Here is a 15,261-nt window from a genome sequence, read left to right as displayed (position 1 = left end):
GCGCCGGGGGGCGGCGTCAGGTGCGGTAGCCGCGCAGCGCCGGGGTCGCGGCGGCCAGGACGAGGGTGCCGGCGACGACCAGCAGGCCGCCGCCCGCGACGGCCACGCGGGAGCCGACGACGGAACCGGCCGTGCCGTGCAGGACGTCGGCGAGCCGCGGCCCGCCGGCGACGACCACGGTGAACACGCCCTGCATACGGCCGCGCATGTCGTCCGTGGCCGCGGACAGCAGGATCGCCCCGCGGAAGACCATGGACACCATGTCGGCGACTCCGGCGGCGGCGAGGAACGCGACCGCCACCCACAGGCTGTCGCTCAGCCCGAACCCCGTGACGGCGACGCCCCAGGCGATCACCGAGGCGATGACCATCAGCCCATGGCGGCGGGCCCGGGAGAACGTGCCCGACAGCAGCCCGCCGAGCATGGCGCCTACGGGGATCGCCGCGAACAGCAGTCCCAGGGCGAGTCCCTCGCCGTACGCGCCGTACGTCCGCGAGGCGAGCTCCGGGAACAGGGCGCGGGGCATGCCGAAGACCATCGCGATGATGTCGGCGAGGAAGGACAGCAGCAGCACCTTGTGCGTCGACATGTAGCGGAACCCGGCCGCGACCTCGCGCAGGCCGGCCCGCCGCCCGGACGGCGCGGCCGTCAGGGGCGGCAGCGCGGGCAGCCGGAAGACCGCCCACACGGTGACGCAGAGGGCGACGGCGTCGACGAGGTAGAGCTCCGGCAGGCCGATGACGGGTATCAGCGCGCCGGCGAGCAGCGGCCCGGCCACCAGGCCGGTCTGCATGACGGTCGAGCCGAGCGCGTTGGCCGCGGCGAGTTCCTCCGCCGGGACGAGCCGGGCGATGGAGGCGTTGCGGGCCGGGGAGTTCAGGCCGAAGAACGCCTGCTGGAGGGCGAGCAGCAGCATCAGCACCCAGACCGAGCCGAGGCCGGTGACGGCCTGGGCCCAGAAGAGCAGCGAGGTGACGGCGATCCCGGTGTTGGTGATCAGCAGCAGCCTGCGGCGGTCCACGCTGTCGGCGACGGCGCCGCCCCACAGGGCGAAGACGACCAGCGGCAGCAGTCCGGCGAGGCTCGCGTAGCCGACCCAGGCCGAGGAGCCGGTGATGTCGTAGATCTGCTTGGGCACGGCGACGGCGGTGAACTGGCTGCCGACGGCCGTGACGATGGTGGAGGACCACAGGCGCCGGTAGGCGGGGCGGCGCAGCGGGCGGGTGTCCATGGTCCACCGGCGCCATCCGCCGCCGGGCCGCGCCGGGCCCGGTGTCTCCTTCTTTGGCTCGACGCCGCTGTCGGTGCTGTTCTCGCTCGTGTCCACCGTCGTCCTGAGTGCTCGGTACATCTTTCGGCAAGGGAGCCACTATCGCCGATGGACGCACGGGCGGTCGCACCGCCTCGGGTCCACGCGCCCCGAGGCCTGCGGGCGCGGTGGCGCCGAGGGACCCCGCGGCGAGAAATTCCATGCCGTCCGGGTGCGGTCAGGTGGCTTGGTGGCGCATTCTTGCTGTGTTACCCGACCTGGCGGCGTGCGACGAGGACAGACCGATGACTGGGAGCGCCGAACGCGAGACGTCGTCTCCCGGACGGCTGGACGCCCTGCTGGCCGAGGCCGCGACGAACGCGATTCGCGAGGCCGACGGCTACGCGGGAGGTGTCTACCTGCGCTCCAGCGCGCCCGGGATGCTGCGGCTCGCGGTGCTCTCCGGACTGCCCGGGCCCCTGTTCCGCCCCTGGTGGCGGCTGCACATGGAGCATCCGTTCCCCGTCGCGGACTCCTACCGGCTCGGTGTTCCGGTGGTGCTCGCCGACGCCACGGAGACGATGCGCCGCTATCCGCAGCTCGCCGCGGGACTGCCGTTCCGGTTCGGTTCGATGTACATCCCGGTGGTGGGCGGGACGACGACGTTCGGGGTGCTCACGGTGCTGCGTCCGGCGGTCACGGACGCCACCGAGGTGCTGCCCGACCGTGACCGGATGACGCAGCTCGCGGAGGACCTCGGGAGCGCCCTGCTGGAGCTGGAGGAGTCGGCGGGCGACGGTGGGCCCGCCGTCCGCTGGGACGCCGAGCCGCTCTGTGTGCGCCCGGTGGCCGTGGGGCCGCCGCCGTCGGGCCGCATCGGCCGCTTCACCTGGGACCCGATATCGGCCACCGTCATCGCCGACAACGGCCTGTGCGGTCTGCTGGGCATGGCGCCGGACGAGTTCGGCCGGAGCCCGGAGAGTCTCGCGGCGGCCGTGGCCCCCGGGGACGCCCATCAGGTCGTCCGGGCGCTGCGGGACACGGCGGCGGGACGCCCGCCGCCCAAGCCGCTGCAGGTGCGTGCCGCCGACGGCGGTATGCGTCTGATGGACTTCTGGACGGCCAACGCGGCGCCCGCGCCCCGGCCCGAGGCCCACCCGGTGAGCGGGGTGGTCCTCGATCCGGGCCCCGGTGTCTCCGCGGAGGCGGCCGCGGATCTGCTCCCGGAGGGTGTGTTCGGCCTCGACCGGATGGGGACGGTCACCTATGTGAACCCGTGCGCCGCCCGGCTGCTCGGCAGCACACCCGACCGGCTGGTGGGACGCGCCCTGTGGGAGGCCGTGCCGTGGCTGGTCGGGACGGGCTACGAGGACCATCTGCGCGGCGCCATGCTCTCCGCGGACCCGGTGCACTTCCAGCTGGAGGACCCGCGCGCGGGCGCCGAGGACACGCGGGGCCGGCGCGACAGCGGGGGTCTCACCCTCTCCGTGTACCCCGGCCCCGACCTGCTGACCTGCAAGGTCGCCCCCGTGGGCCGGGTCGTGGACACGACGGCCGAGGCCCCGCCGACGGACCCGGCTCTCCTTCGTGCGCTTCCGGCCGCGGGCGAGGACGACACGAGCAGCATCGCGTCGACGTCGCCGCTGTACCGGCCCATCGTCCTCGCCATCGCGCTGACCGAGGCGGTCACCGCTCAGCAGGTCTCGGCGGTCGTGATGCGCGAGCTGCTGCCCGCGTTCGGCGGACGGCAACTGGCCATCTACCTCCTCCAGGAGCGGCATCTCTACCTGGCGTGGGAGACCGGTTTCCCGCCGGGGTTCCTCGCGCCCTTCGACGGGGTGGGTCTCGACGCCCACATCCCGGGTGTCGAGACCCTCACCCGCGGCCGGCCCCTGTTCTTCGAGTCGATGCAGCAGCTGGAGACCGAGTACCCGGGCATCGCGCTGGACGCGACGACGGGGGCCCGCGCCTTCCTGCCGCTGATCGCCTCCGGACGCCCGGTCGGCTCCTGCATCCTCGGCTTCGACCGGCCCCGCGACTTCAGCCAGGAGGAACGCACCGCGCTCACCGCGCTCGCCGGACTGATCGCCCAGGCTCTGGAACGGGCCCAGCGCTACGACACCGAGGCGGCCCTGGCGCGGGGACTGCAGGAGGCGCTGCTGCCGCACCGGCTGTCGGCGCACCCGCAGGTGGACACGGCGGGGCGCTATCTGTCGGGCACCCAGGGGATGGAGGTCGGCGGCGACTGGTACGACGTCGTCGAGGCGGGCGACGGTCTGGCCCTGGTCATCGGCGACGTCCAGGGCCACGGCGTCCAGGCCGCCGCCACCATGGGGCAGCTGCGCAGCGCGGTGCGGGCGTTCACGCTCGGAGACCATCCGCCCGACGAGGTGATGAGCCTCACCAACCGTCTGCTGATCGGCCTCGACCCGGGCCAGTTCGCCAGCTGCTGCTACATCCGGCTGGATCCCGTGACCGGCGTGGCCCGGGCGGCACGCGCGGGCCACCCGCCGCCGCTCATGCGGTATCCGGACGGCCGCACCCACATCCTCCACCTGCCCGGCGGGGTGGTGCTCGGGGTGGACCCCGAGGCCGAGTACCCGGTGACGGAGCTGGAGCTGGAGCCCGGCGCCATCCTGGCCCTGTACACGGACGGGCTGGTCGAGCGGCCGGGCATCGACATCGACGACGGCATCACCGCCCTGCGGGTGGCACTCGCCAAGGCCGGTTCCCTCGCCAGCCGTCCGGGCGGCCGTTCACTCGCGGGGGTCGCGGACCGGCTGACCGCGACGGCCCGGCACACCGGCGACCGCCCCGACGACATCGCGCTGCTGCTCACCACCCGCCGCGGCGGCCGGGGCCTTGGCTGACCGCGCGGCACGGGCGGTCCGTCAGCCGGCCAGCGCGGTGAGTACCCGGTCCGGGGTCAGCGGCAGTTCACGCAGCCGTACGCCCGTGGCGTGGTGGACGGCGTTTCCGACGGCGGCGGCCGTACCGACGATGCCGATCTCCCCGATGCCCTTGCTGCCCATCGGGTTGAGGTGCGGGTCCTCCTCGTCGATCCAGTGGGCCTCGGCCGCGGGGACGTCGGCGTGCGCGGGGACGTGGTAGGACGCCAGGTCGCACTCGGTGAAGTCGCCGAACGCGGCGTCCATGGTGCTGCCCTCGGTGAGTGCCATGCCGAGCCCCATCGTCATGCCGCCGATGAACTGGGAGCGCGCTGTCCGTGCGTTGAGGATGCGGCCCGCCGCGAAGACGCCGAGGAGGCGGGCGGCCCGTACCTCTCCGGTGACGGTGTCGACGGTCACCTCGGCGAAGTGCGCGCCGAACGCGTGCCGGGCGTAGGCACTCTCGGCGTCGGCGGTCCCCGCCGTGTCGGCGCTCGCGGTGATCCCGTCGGCCGGGAGCGCCCCGGTGTGCCGGGCGAGGACGGCGGCCAGCCGCGCGCACGCCTCGTGGACCGCCCAGCCCCAGGAGGCGCTGCCCGAGGAACCGCCGGCCAGCGGGGCTGCCGGCAGATCGCTGTTTCCCACCTCGCTGCGGACCCGCTCCAGCGGGACGCCGAGCGCGTCGGCGGCGACCTGCGCGAGGACCGTACGGGCCCCGGTGCCGATGTCCGTCGCGTTGATCCGCACGACGAAGGTCCCGTCGGGCAGGGCCTGCGCGGTCGCGGTGGACGGGACGACCAGGACGGGGTAGGTGGCGGCCGCCACGCCCGTCCCGATCAGCAGGGGACCCGCCCGGCGGGAGCGCGGCCGGGGATCGCGGCGCTCCCAGCCGAACCGGCGGGCGCCGTCCCGCAGGCACTCGGCCAGGTGCCGGCTGCTGAAGGGCTTCCCGCTCTCCGGTTCGGCGTCCGGGTCGTTGAGGATCCTCAACTCGACCGGGTCCATGCCGAGTTCGAAGGCGAGTTCGTCCATGGCCGACTCCAGCGCGTACATGCCCGGCGCCTCCCCGGGCGCGCGCATCCAGGACGGGCTGGGCACGTCCAGCGGCACCACCCGGTGGCTGGTCCGCAGGTGCGGTGTCCCGTACATGACCCGCGCGGGCGTGGCCGCCTGCTCGACGAACTCCTTGACGCGTGAGGTGTGCGTGGTGACCTCGTGAATGACGGAGCCGAGCGTGCCGTCCGCCCCGGCACCCAGTCGCAGCCGGTGCAGGGTGGGCGCGCGATGGCCGACGGTGGCGGGCAGAAGGCGCCGGGGCAGCGCGAGCGTGACGGGCCGGCCGGTCACCCTGGCGGCCATCGCGGCGAGCACCACGTCGGGCCGGGGCGTGCCCTTCGACCCGAACCCGCCGCCGACGTGTTCGGCGACGACGGTGACCCGGTCCTCCGGCGTCCCGAACAGCGCGGCCAGGACACCCCGCACCGTCGTGGCGCCCTGGGACGAGGTCTGCACGACGAGCCGGTCCCCCTCCCAGCGGGCGGTGGACGTGTGCGGTTCCATCGGGTGGTTGTGCAGCGGCGGGATCCGGTATCCGACGTCGACGCGTACGGCCGCGGAGGCGAACGCCTCGTCCGGGGCGCCCTTCTCCTGGTGCGCCGGGTATCCCCCGTTGGCCTTCTCGGGGACGTACGCGCCGGGGTGTGCCGCGGTCAGCGTGACGTCGTGGTCCTCGGTCTCGTAGTCGACGCGGACTGCGGCGGCCCCGGCGCGGGCGGCCTCCAGGGTGTCGGCGACGACGAGGGCGACGATCCAGCCGCGGTGCGGCACCCGGCCGTTCTGCAGCAGGGCCAGCGTCGGGTCGTCCGGCTCCGCGAGACGGGGCGCGTTCTCGTGGGTGAGGACCGCGGCGACGCCCGGCACGGCGAGGGCCGCGCCGGCGTCGACGGCACGGACGGTTCCGCGGGCGACGGTGGCGGCGACGGGCCAGGCGTGGGCGCGGCCGGGTGCGTGGTACTCGGCGGCGTAGCGGGCGGTGCCGGAGACCTTGTCCCGGCCCTCACGGCGCTCGGCGGGTGCGCCCACGGCGGTTTCGGTGGCTGCCATGGAGTGGGTCCTCCTGATGATCGGTGCCGGTTCAGTCCGCGTGCGGCGGTGCCAGCCGGCCCAGTACGTCGAGGGCCAGATTGCGGGCCAGGGGCACTTTGTAGGCGTTGTCGCGCAGGGGGCGGGCGGCGGCCAGTTCGAGGTCGAGGGCGTGCTCGAAGGCCGCCGTGGTGGGGGCGGCGCCGCGCAGCGCCTCTTCCGCTCGCAGGGCCCTCCAGGGCCGGTGGGCCAGCCCGCCGAAAGCGATCCCCGCGTGCTGGACGACGCCCTCGCCGGTCCTCAGCACGACGGCCACGGAGGCGAGCGCGAAGGTGTACGAGGCGCGGTCGCGGGCCTTGCGGTACAGGGACGGCAGCCCGGCGGTGGCGGCCGGGAGCAGCACGCCGGTGATGAGCTCGCCGGGGCGGATGTGCGTGTCCTGTTCCGGACGGTCGCCGGGCAGGCGGTGGAACTCGGCCGCGGGGACGGTGCGTTCGCCGTCCGTGCCGCGCAGTTCGACCCGCGCGTCGAGGGCGGCGAGCGCCACGGACATGTCGGAGGGGTTCGTGGCGATGCACTGCTCGGAGTGTCCTAGCACCGCGTGGTCGCGGTGGACGCCGTCCCTGGCGCCGCAGCCGCTGCCGGGCTCCCGCTTGTTGCAGGGTTTGTGGACGTCCTGGAAGTAGGGGCAGCGGGTGCGCTGGAGCAGGTTGCCGCCGGTGGTGGCGATGTTGCGGAGCTGACCGGAGGCCCCGGCCAGGAGGGCCTGGGAGAGCACCGGGTAGCGGTCGCGGACCAGCGGGTGGGCCGCGAGGTCGCTGTTGCGCACGGTGGCCCCGACGCGCAGGGAGCCGTCGGGCTGTTCCTCGACCCCGTCCAGGGGCAGCCGGCTGACGTCGATGAGGGTGGCGGGCCGCTCGACGCCGAGCTTCATCAGGTCCATGAGGTTGGTGCCGCCGCCCAGGTAGCGGGGACCGGGCCGGGACGCGTACGCGGCGGTGGCCTGGTCGACGCTGTCGGCGCGCAGGTAGGCGAAGGGTTTCACCGGATCACGTCCTCGACGGCCTCGACGATGTGCGGATAGGCGCCGCAGCGGCAGAGGTTGCCGCTCAGCCGTTCCTTGATCTCCTCCCGGCCCAGCGGCACCGGCTGTCCGGAGGGCGTGTCCGGGTCGGTGACGTGGGAGGGGTGGCCGGCGGCGGCCTCGGCGAGGGCACCGACCGCGCTGCAGATCTGCCCCGGGGTGCAGTAGCCGCACTGGAAGGCGTCGCGCTCCAGGAAGGCCTGCTGGAGGTGGTGGAGTTCCTCGCCGTCGGCGCCCTGGAGCCCTTCGACGGTGGTGATGTCGCTGCCGTCGAGGGCCACGGCGGGCAGGAGGCAGCTGTTGGCCCTGCGTCCGTCGACCAGGACCGTGCAGGCTCCGCACTGGCCGTGGTCGCAGCCCTTCTTGGCGCCGGTGAGGCCGAGCTGTTCGCGCAGCACGTCGAGGAGCGCGGAACGGTTGTCGAGGGTGAGGGTGTGCGGCTTCCCGTTCACCTGGAGCGTCACCTCGGAGTGATGGCGATCGGGTGACGTGGCGGTGCCGCTCGCGGGTGCGGGGTCCACGGTGACCTCCCGGAAGGGGCGTGGGGCGGAGGCGGGTGCTCTGGCGTCGGACGGGGCGTGCTTCGACGACCCGCGTATCCAGGCTGCGGCAGTCCACACTTTCCGGCATGTCAGGGGCGGGGGCGGGGTGAACGGGGCGGGTGTCACGGGACGAGCCGGGCGGGCCCTTGCGTGAGCAGCGGTCTCGCTTGTGAGCGGTGCTCACACCTCGACGCCTCTTCCCCGGCGACGCGCGATCGGCGCACCGCGTCCGGCGGCCGCACCGTTGACAGGTCGTCACTCGTGCCACAACACTGACTTGCCGTCGGTTGGGAGCGCTCCCATTCGCGCCCCTCCGGCCCCGTACCCCCCCGCGCGGGGCGCGTTCTCCCCCCGCGCGGGGCGCTCCACCACGCCGGCTCCCGCTCCGCCCCCGGCTCGCCCGCTCGTCCCCGCCCGACCGCTCGTCCCCGCTCACCCGCTCGCCCTTCTGCTCGTCCGACGCACCCCCGAGGAGCCCGAACGTGATCAGACGCCGAATCAGCGAATTACTCGTGGCGGTGCTCGCCGCGGCGACGCTGACCGCACTGCCGGCCGGTCCGGCGGCCGCCGACGAGGTGGAACAGGTCAGGAACGGCACGTTCGACACCGGCAGCGAGCCGTGGTGGTCGAGCGCCGGCGTGACGTCGGGCGTGTCCGAGGGCAAACTCTGCGGGGACGTGCCCGGAGGCACCGTCAACCGGTGGGACGCCGCGATCGGACAGAACGACATCACCCTGGTCAAGGGCGAGTCGTACCGGCTCGGCTTCACCGCGTCGGGCAACCCCGGGGGCCACGTGCTGCGCGCCGTCGTCGGCCTGTCGGTGGAGCCGTACGACACCTACTTCGAGGTGAGTCCGGAGATGAGCGTCTCCGGCAACACCTACTCGTACACCTTCACCTCCCCGGTCGACACCACGCAGGGGCAGGTGGCCTTCCAGCTCGGCGGCAGCGCCGACCCGTGGCGCTTCTGCGTCGACGACGTCTCCCTGCTCGGCGGGGTGCCGCCTGAGGTGTACGAGCCGGACACGGGCCCCCGGGTCCGCGTGAACCAGGTCGGGTATCTGCCGCGCGGGCCGAAGAACGCGACCCTGGTCACCGACGCGACCGGCCCGCTGCCCTGGCGGCTGAGGGACGCCCGGGGCAGAACGGTCGCCCACGGCCGGTCGCTGCCGCGCGGGCTCGACGCGTCCTCCGGACAGAACGTCCACTCGATCGACTTCGGCGCCTACCACCGGCACGGCAAGGACTTCACGCTGGTCGCCGACGGGGAGACGAGCCACCCGTTCGACATCGGCGCGGACGCCTACGCCTCGCTGCGGACCGACTCGCTGAAGTACTACTACACGCAGCGCAGCGGCATCGAGATCCTCGACTCGCTGCGTCCCGGGTACGCGCGCCCGGCCGGGCATCTGAACGTCGCGCCGAACACCGGCGACGACGACGTGCCGTGCGTGCCCGGGGTGTGCGACTACACCCTCGACGTCACCGGCGGCTGGTACGACGCGGGCGACCACGGCAAGTACGTCGTCAACGGCGGCATCTCGACCTGGCAGCTGCTCAGCGAGTACGAGCGTTCGCGGCACGCGCGGACCGGACATCCGTCCGCGCTCGGTGACGGCACCCTGGCCATCCCGGAGAGCGCCAACGGCGTGCCGGACATCCTCGACGAGGCGCGCTGGGAGCTGGAGTTCCTGCTGAGGATGCAGGTACCCGCGGGCGAGCCGCTCGCCGGAATGGCACACAGCAAGGTCCACGACGCGAAGTGGACGGGCCTTCCGCTGCTGCCTCAACTGGACTCCGAGAAGCGCGAGTTGCACGCTCCCACCACTCAGGCGACGCTCAACCTGGCCGCGACGGCGGCCCAGGCGGCCCGCGTGTACCGGCACTACGACGCCGAGTTCGCCGACAAGGCCCTGAAGGCCGCCGAGGCGGCCTGGTCGGCGGCGGTGGCCCACCCGGACACCTACCCGTCCCCGGACGACGCGATCGGAGGTGGTGCCTACGCCGACGACAAGGCGACCGACGAGTTCTACTGGGCGGCCGCCGAGCTGTACCTCACCACCGGACAGAAGCGGTACGCCGACCACCTGCTCGCCTCGCCGCTGCACACCGCGGACGTCTTCGGCGGCGTCGGCTTCGACTGGGCCAGCACCGCGGCCCTGGGCCGCCTGGACCTCGCGACCGTGCCGAACAGGCTGCCGGGCCGCGACAAGGTCCGCGCCTCCGTCGTCGAGGCCGCCGACGCCTACCTCGCCACCGCCGAGGCGCACCCGTACGCCATCCCCTACGCCCAGCCCGGGAACAGGTACGACTGGGGCTCCAACAGCCAGATCCTCGACAACGCCGTGGTCGTCGCGAGCGCCTTCGACATCACCGGCAGGCGCGCCTACCGCGACGCCGCGGTGGAGAGCATCGACTACATCCTGGGCCGCAACGCGCTGAACCAGTCGTACGTCACCGGTTACGGCGAGGTCGGTTCGCACAACCAGCACAGCCGCTGGTACGCCCACGAGCTGGACCCCGGGCTGCCGAACCCGCCGAAGGGGACCCTGGCCGGCGGCGCCAACTCGGGTCTGGAGGACCCGTTCGCCCAGGGGAAACTGCAGGGCTGCGTGGGCCAGTTCTGCTACATCGACGACATCCAGTCGTACTCCACCAACGAGACCGCGATCAACTGGAACGCGGCGCTCGCGTGGATGGCGTCCTTCGTGGCCGACCAGTCCTGAGGCGCCCCGGCAGTCCTGAGGTGCCCCGGCCCGGCCGGTCCGCCCCCGAGGGGGTGGGCCGGCTGGATCCCTGCCGGGGCGCCCGGTGTCAGTAGCGCTGGGCCTTGGTCAGGCGCGGGGTCAGGTCGGAGCCGGCGGGCTCCCGGCTCACGGCGACCGGCTGGGCGCGCTTGCCCGGCGCGAGACCGGGTGCTCCGAGGAAGCGGGTGTCCACCACCTTGCCGTCGGAGTCCTCGAAGTCGACCTGCACGGCGTAGGAGGCCTTGCTGTCGGTCCTGTTGGTGATGGTGACGAGCACCGCGAGCAGTCCGCCGGTCTTCTCCCTGGGCAGGCCCGTCATGGAGACGTCCGAGACGGCGTTTCCCCGGCCCTCGACCTTCTTCAGTTCCGCCTCCGCGGCAGCCGCGGCGCGTGCCGTGTCGGCCGAGACCGACGCGGCGAAGGACGACGCGGCGGCGGACGCCGAGGAGGCCGCGGCGGAGGCCGAGGCGCGGGCGGACCCGACGGCGGAGGAGGCCGCCGACTCCAGGCCGGACGGAGGCGTGCCCGAGAAGGAGGAGGTGTCGGGTGCGGTGGGCCGCGGACTGGCGGAGGAACCGCCGCCGTCGTCGTCCGAGCCGCACGCGACGAGCGTGACCGCGCCGAGCAGGGCCACGAGGAGGAGACCTCCGCGGGTGCGCCGTCGTGCCCGTCCGCGCCGGGCGTTCCTGTGTCCGCTCATGGAGTCTCGTCCCCTTCGTGTCGGCTCGCCCTCATGCTCCGCGCGGCCGGGGGGACCCGCGAGCGGCGCCGGGCCGAATGGAGGGCCCGGCATCCGGGCGCCGGCGGTGGCCGCGAGGTGCCGCGGGCCTTGCGACATGGCCGATTGGTTGACATGTACGCAACCTAGCGGGATTCTGAGAGCGCTCTCAGCCGACTCCCCACCCACATCCCCGCACCCCCCACATCCCCCCACGCACGGCCCCCGTAAGGAGGAAGAGAGTGCTCCTGAGAATCAGATGGCGCGCCCTGACCGTGGCAGGCGCCACCCTCGCCGCCGCCCTGCTGACGTTCGGCGCCCCGCCCCCGGCCGACGCCGCCGTCCCGGACACCGTCCCGCTGACCTTCACCAACAACTCCGGCCGCGGCGACACGGTCTACATCTACGACCTCGGCACCCAGCTGTCGACGGGCAGGCAGGGCTGGGCCGACGCGAGCGGCACCTTCCACGCCTGGCCCGCGGGAGGCAACCCGCCCACCCCCGCGCCCGACGCGTCCATCGTCGGACCGGCGAACGGCCAGACGAAGACGATCCGGATCCCCAAGTTCTCCGGCCGCCTCTACTTCTCGTACGGCCAGAAGCTCGACTTCCGGCTGACGACGGGCGGCCTGGTGCAGCCGGCCGTGCAGAACCCGAGCGACCCGAACCGCAACATCCTCTTCAACTGGTCCGAGTACACGCTCGACGGCTCCGGGCTGTGGATCAACAGCACGCAGGTCGACATGTTCTCCGCCCCGTACGCCGTCGGGGTCAAGCTCCCCGACGGCACCACGCGAAGCACCGGGCACCTCAAGCCGGGCGGCTACAACGGCTTCTTCAACGCTCTGCGGGCGCAGCCGGGCGGCTGGGCCAACCTGATCCAGACCCGCTCCGACGGCACTGTCCTGCGGGCGCTCGCCCCCGGCCACGGCATCGAGGCAGGGGCGCTGCCCTCGGGCGTCATGGACGACTACATCAACCGCGTGTGGCAGAAGTACGGTTCGCAGACGCTGACGGTGACCCCGTTCGGCGACCAGCCCGGCACCAAGTACTACGGGCGCGTCTCGGGCGGCGTCATGAACTTCACCAACGGCGCGGGCGCGGTCGTCACCAGCTTCCAGAAGCCCGACTCGGACAGCGTCTTCGGCTGCTACAAACGTCTGGACGCCCCGAACGACCTGGTGCGCGGACCCATCTCCCGCACCCTGTGCGCGGGCTTCAACCGCTCCACGCTGCTGACCAACCCTCACCAGCCGGACACCAGCTCCGCGGGCTTCTACCAGGACGCCGTGACCAACCAGTACGCGCGGAAGATCCACGCGCAGATGGCGGACGGCAAGGCCTACGCCTTCGCCTTCGACGACGTCGGCAACCACGAGTCCCTCGTCCACGAGGGCAACCCGCAGCAGGCGTACATCACGCTCGACCCGTTCAGCTGAGACCGCCGGCGGGCGTGGGGGGGGGGGGCGCCCCCCCCCCCCCCCCCCCCCCCCCCCCCCCCCCCCCCCCCCCGGCCTGCCGCCCGCCCCCGATAGGCTCACCCTCGAACGGTCAAACGAACATGAGGCGATCACGCCGCGAGGGGACCAAGGGATGCGGGAACCAGGCGACGCCAGACGGCAGCGCATCCTCGCGGCGGTGGAGTCGCGGGGGTCGGTCCGGGTCAACGACCTCGCCGCCGAACTGGGCGTCTCGGTCGTGACCGCACGGCGCGACGTCGAGGAACTGGCCCGCGCCGGCAGACTGCGGCGCGGACACGGCGTGGCCCGCCCGGTCACGGCCGCCGAGGAGCCCGCCGCTCCCCCGCCGGGGCCGCCCGGCCCGAGCGGCGGACCGGTGGCGCTCGTGGTGCCCGACCGGCACGCCTATCTGCACGAGGCCATGCACGGCGCGCGTACCGCCCTGGAGCGGGCGGGCGTCCGCGTCACCCTGCACATCGCGCCCCGTTCCCCCGGCGCCGAACGCCGTATCGTGCGGCGCGCCCTGGCGGACGGCGCGCGGGCTCTGCTCGTCGCGCCGCGCTGGCGCACCGCCGCCGAGGAGGAGGCCGACCACGGCTGGCTGGCCGCGACGGGCGTGCCCACCGTACTCGTGGAGCGCAGGCCCGGCCGGGGCGGCCCCGCGTACGCGCTCGACTCGGTCTGCTCCGACCACTGGTACGGCATGCACCTGGCGGTGGAGCACCTGACCTCGCTCGGGCACCGGCGCATCGTGCTGGCCGCGAGGAACGACAGCCCCACGGCGCGTGTCCTGCGCGCGGCGTTCGCCGGGATCGTCGCCGCCCGTCCCGAGATCGAGGACTCCGCGGTCGTGCTCAGCTCGCCGGACGCGGGCGCGGGCGCGGACGGCAGGGAGGAGGTGCGGGCGCCCGCCTCGTTCGCCGCGCTCCTGCGGGCGCACCGGGCCACGGCCGCCGTGCTGCACGGGGACGCGGACGCCTTGATGCTGGTGCAGCAGTTGGCCGACAGCGGGCTGAGGGTTCCTCAGGACTGCTCGGTGGTGGCGTACGACGATGTGGTGGCGGGCCTCGGCAGCACCCCGCTGACCGCCGTCGCCCCGCCGAAGGCCGAGGTGGGACGGGTGGCGGCGGAGCTGCTGCTGGACCGGCTCGCCGTCCCGCCGGTCCACGGGGCGGGCCGGCCGCGCCGGGTCGAACTGCTGCCCGAGCTGAAGGTGCGGGGCTCCACGCAAGCCCGAATGAGCGTTTGAGCGTTTGGTGTTCCTCTGATCGCTCTCTTGACCGTCTCTCGCTCACTCGATCAGGATGGCGGTGAGGCCCCCGCGGCAGCGGGCCGGTCCACTGGTGACATCCGTCTGGAGGGACATGCACGTCTCCCCCGGTGACCGCACTCTCCCGCGGACCGCACTGGCCATGGCACCGGACGCGGCAGCGGCCGTGTTCACCCCGGCCGCCCTCGAAGCGCTCGGCCGCGTCTGCGACCTGGTCCCCTCCCCCGTGCTCCACGACCTCGGCACCGCACCCGCGCGGGCCGTCCTGCGCGACGTGGAGGTGCTGGTGACCGGCTGGGGCTGCCCCGCCCTCACCGCGTCCGTGCTGGAGAGCGCGCCGCGGCTCGCCGCCGTCGTGCACTCCGCCGGATCGGTGCGCGGACACGTCACGCGGGCCTGCTGGGACCGCGGTGTGCGGGTCTCCTCCGCCGCCGCGGCCAACGCGCTGCCCGTCGCCGAGTACACCGTGGCCATGATCCTGCTGGCCGGGAAGCGGACCCTGGAGCGTGCCCGCGCCTACCGGACCACGCGCCACCGCGACGACTGGCTCCTCACCTCCCACGACGTCGGCAATTACCGGCGCACCGTGGGCATCCTCTCCGCCTCGCTGATCGGCCGGCGCGTCATCGAACTCCTGCGCCCCCACGACCTGGACGTCCTCCTGCACGACCCGTACGTCACGCCCGAGGAGGCCGCCGCGCTGGGCGTCGAGGCGGTCGGCCTCGCCACGTTGTTCGGCCGCTGCGACGTCGTCAGCGTCCACACCCCGCTGCTGCCCGCGACCCGTGGACTGGTCGGCCGCCGGCTGATCGCCGCGATGCGGCCGGACGCCCTGCTCGTCAACACCGCGCGGGGAGCGGTGGTGGATCAGGAGGCCCTCACCGAGGCCGTCGTGGGAGGCCGTCTGCGGGCCGTCCTCGACGTCACCGACCCCGAGGTCCTGCCCCCCGGGCATCCGCTGTGGGACTGCGACAACGTCCTGATCACCCCTCACCTCGCCGGATCACAGGGCAACGAGTGGGACCGCCTGGCCGAACTCGCCGTGAGTGAGGTCGCGCGGTGGGCCGCGGGCGACGGCTTCGCCCATCCCGTACGACGCGAAAGGCTGGCCCACCTCGCATGAGCGCGCCCGTCCGCCCCGGACCGTCCGCACGGCCCGTACCTCCCGGAGAGTCCGGGTCGTCCGCACGGCCCGCACCGCTCCGGCTGCCCCCGGACGAC

10 protein-coding genes are annotated in these 15,261 nt (G+C 73.8%); 5 read left to right on the top strand and 5 right to left on the bottom strand.

The window, feature by feature from the left end:
* Window positions 1-16: 16 nt before the first annotated feature.
* Complete coding sequence (locus tag ACFY93_RS15825) at window positions 17-1,351, bottom strand: MFS transporter (protein WP_391358449.1); 1,335 nt, start codon at window positions 1,349-1,351, stop codon at window positions 17-19.
* Window positions 1,352-1,554: 203 nt separating this feature from the next.
* On the opposite strand from ACFY93_RS15825, the gene ACFY93_RS15820 reads away from it, so the two are divergent.
* Window positions 1,555-4,119: a SpoIIE family protein phosphatase gene (locus ACFY93_RS15820; RefSeq protein ID WP_391358447.1), complete on the top strand. Its 2,565-nt coding sequence runs from the start codon at window positions 1,555-1,557 to the stop codon at window positions 4,117-4,119.
* Window positions 4,120-4,140: 21 nt separating this feature from the next.
* Here ACFY93_RS15820 and ACFY93_RS15815 read toward each other — a convergent pair whose 3' ends face one another.
* Genes ACFY93_RS15815 through ACFY93_RS15805 form a run of 3 tightly spaced genes read right to left on the bottom strand, consistent with a single transcriptional unit; the run spans window position 4,141 to window position 7,824 of the window.
* Entirely contained in the window at window positions 4,141-6,240 is a 2,100-nt protein-coding gene (locus ACFY93_RS15815) for a molybdopterin cofactor-binding domain-containing protein (protein ID WP_391358445.1), read from the bottom strand.
* A 31-nt stretch (window positions 6,241-6,271) separates the two neighbouring features.
* Window positions 6,272-7,264, bottom strand: coding sequence for an FAD binding domain-containing protein (locus ACFY93_RS15810; RefSeq protein WP_391358443.1), 993 nt, complete (start codon window positions 7,262-7,264; stop codon window positions 6,272-6,274).
* A complete protein-coding gene (locus ACFY93_RS15805) occupies window positions 7,261-7,824 on the bottom strand; it encodes a 2Fe-2S iron-sulfur cluster-binding protein (RefSeq protein WP_391358440.1) in 564 nt (187 codons plus the stop codon). The genes ACFY93_RS15810 and ACFY93_RS15805 overlap by 4 nt, the downstream gene beginning before the upstream one ends.
* Before the next feature lie 503 nt (window positions 7,825-8,327).
* On the opposite strand from ACFY93_RS15805, the gene ACFY93_RS15800 reads away from it, so the two are divergent.
* Complete coding sequence (locus ACFY93_RS15800) at window positions 8,328-10,571, top strand: glycoside hydrolase family 9 protein (RefSeq protein ID WP_391358437.1); 2,244 nt, start codon at window positions 8,328-8,330, stop codon at window positions 10,569-10,571.
* An 88-nt stretch (window positions 10,572-10,659) separates the two neighbouring features.
* Here ACFY93_RS15800 and ACFY93_RS15795 read toward each other — a convergent pair whose 3' ends face one another.
* The gene (locus ACFY93_RS15795) at window positions 10,660-11,292 is read right to left on the bottom strand and encodes a hypothetical protein (RefSeq protein WP_391358434.1); all 633 of its coding nucleotides are present in this window, start codon (window positions 11,290-11,292) and stop codon (window positions 10,660-10,662) included.
* Between the two features lie 287 nt (window positions 11,293-11,579).
* On the opposite strand from ACFY93_RS15795, the gene ACFY93_RS15790 reads away from it, so the two are divergent.
* The 3 genes from ACFY93_RS15790 (at window position 11,580) to ACFY93_RS15780 (ending at window position 15,163) form a co-directional block, all read left to right on the top strand.
* A complete protein-coding gene (locus ACFY93_RS15790; RefSeq protein WP_391358657.1) occupies window positions 11,580-12,749 on the top strand; it encodes a beta-1,3-glucanase family protein in 1,170 nt (389 codons plus the stop codon).
* A gap of 154 nt (window positions 12,750-12,903) precedes the next feature.
* Window positions 12,904-14,019, top strand: a complete 1,116-nt coding sequence (locus ACFY93_RS15785; protein ID WP_391358431.1) for a substrate-binding domain-containing protein — start codon at window positions 12,904-12,906, stop codon at window positions 14,017-14,019.
* A 115-nt stretch (window positions 14,020-14,134) separates the two neighbouring features.
* A complete protein-coding gene (locus tag ACFY93_RS15780) occupies window positions 14,135-15,163 on the top strand; it encodes an NAD(P)-dependent oxidoreductase (RefSeq protein ID WP_391358428.1) in 1,029 nt (342 codons plus the stop codon).
* Window positions 15,164-15,261: the final 98 nt, after the last annotated feature.

Source organism: Streptomyces sp. NPDC008313, from assembly GCF_042956125.1.
Lineage (GTDB): Bacteria > Actinomycetota > Actinomycetes > Streptomycetales > Streptomycetaceae > Streptomyces.
The sequence above is the reverse complement of the archived record's forward strand: the minus strand, read 5'-3'. Positions and strand labels throughout refer to the sequence as shown.

Excerpts from the sequence above, each read along its gene's own strand:
- ACFY93_RS15825 (WP_391358449.1), bottom strand. The coding sequence starts at position 1,351 with ATGTACCGAGCACTCAGGACGACGGTGGACACGAGCGAGAACAGCACC.
- ACFY93_RS15820 (WP_391358447.1), top strand. The coding sequence starts at position 1,555 with ATGACTGGGAGCGCCGAACGCGAGACGTCGTCTCCCGGACGGCTGGAC.
- ACFY93_RS15815 (WP_391358445.1), bottom strand. The coding sequence starts at position 6,240 with ATGGCAGCCACCGAAACCGCCGTGGGCGCACCCGCCGAGCGCCGTGAG.
- ACFY93_RS15795 (WP_391358434.1), bottom strand. The coding sequence starts at position 11,292 with ATGAGCGGACACAGGAACGCCCGGCGCGGACGGGCACGACGGCGCACC.
- ACFY93_RS15785 (WP_391358431.1), top strand. The coding sequence starts at position 12,904 with ATGCGGGAACCAGGCGACGCCAGACGGCAGCGCATCCTCGCGGCGGTG.
- ACFY93_RS15780 (WP_391358428.1), top strand. The coding sequence starts at position 14,135 with ATGCACGTCTCCCCCGGTGACCGCACTCTCCCGCGGACCGCACTGGCC.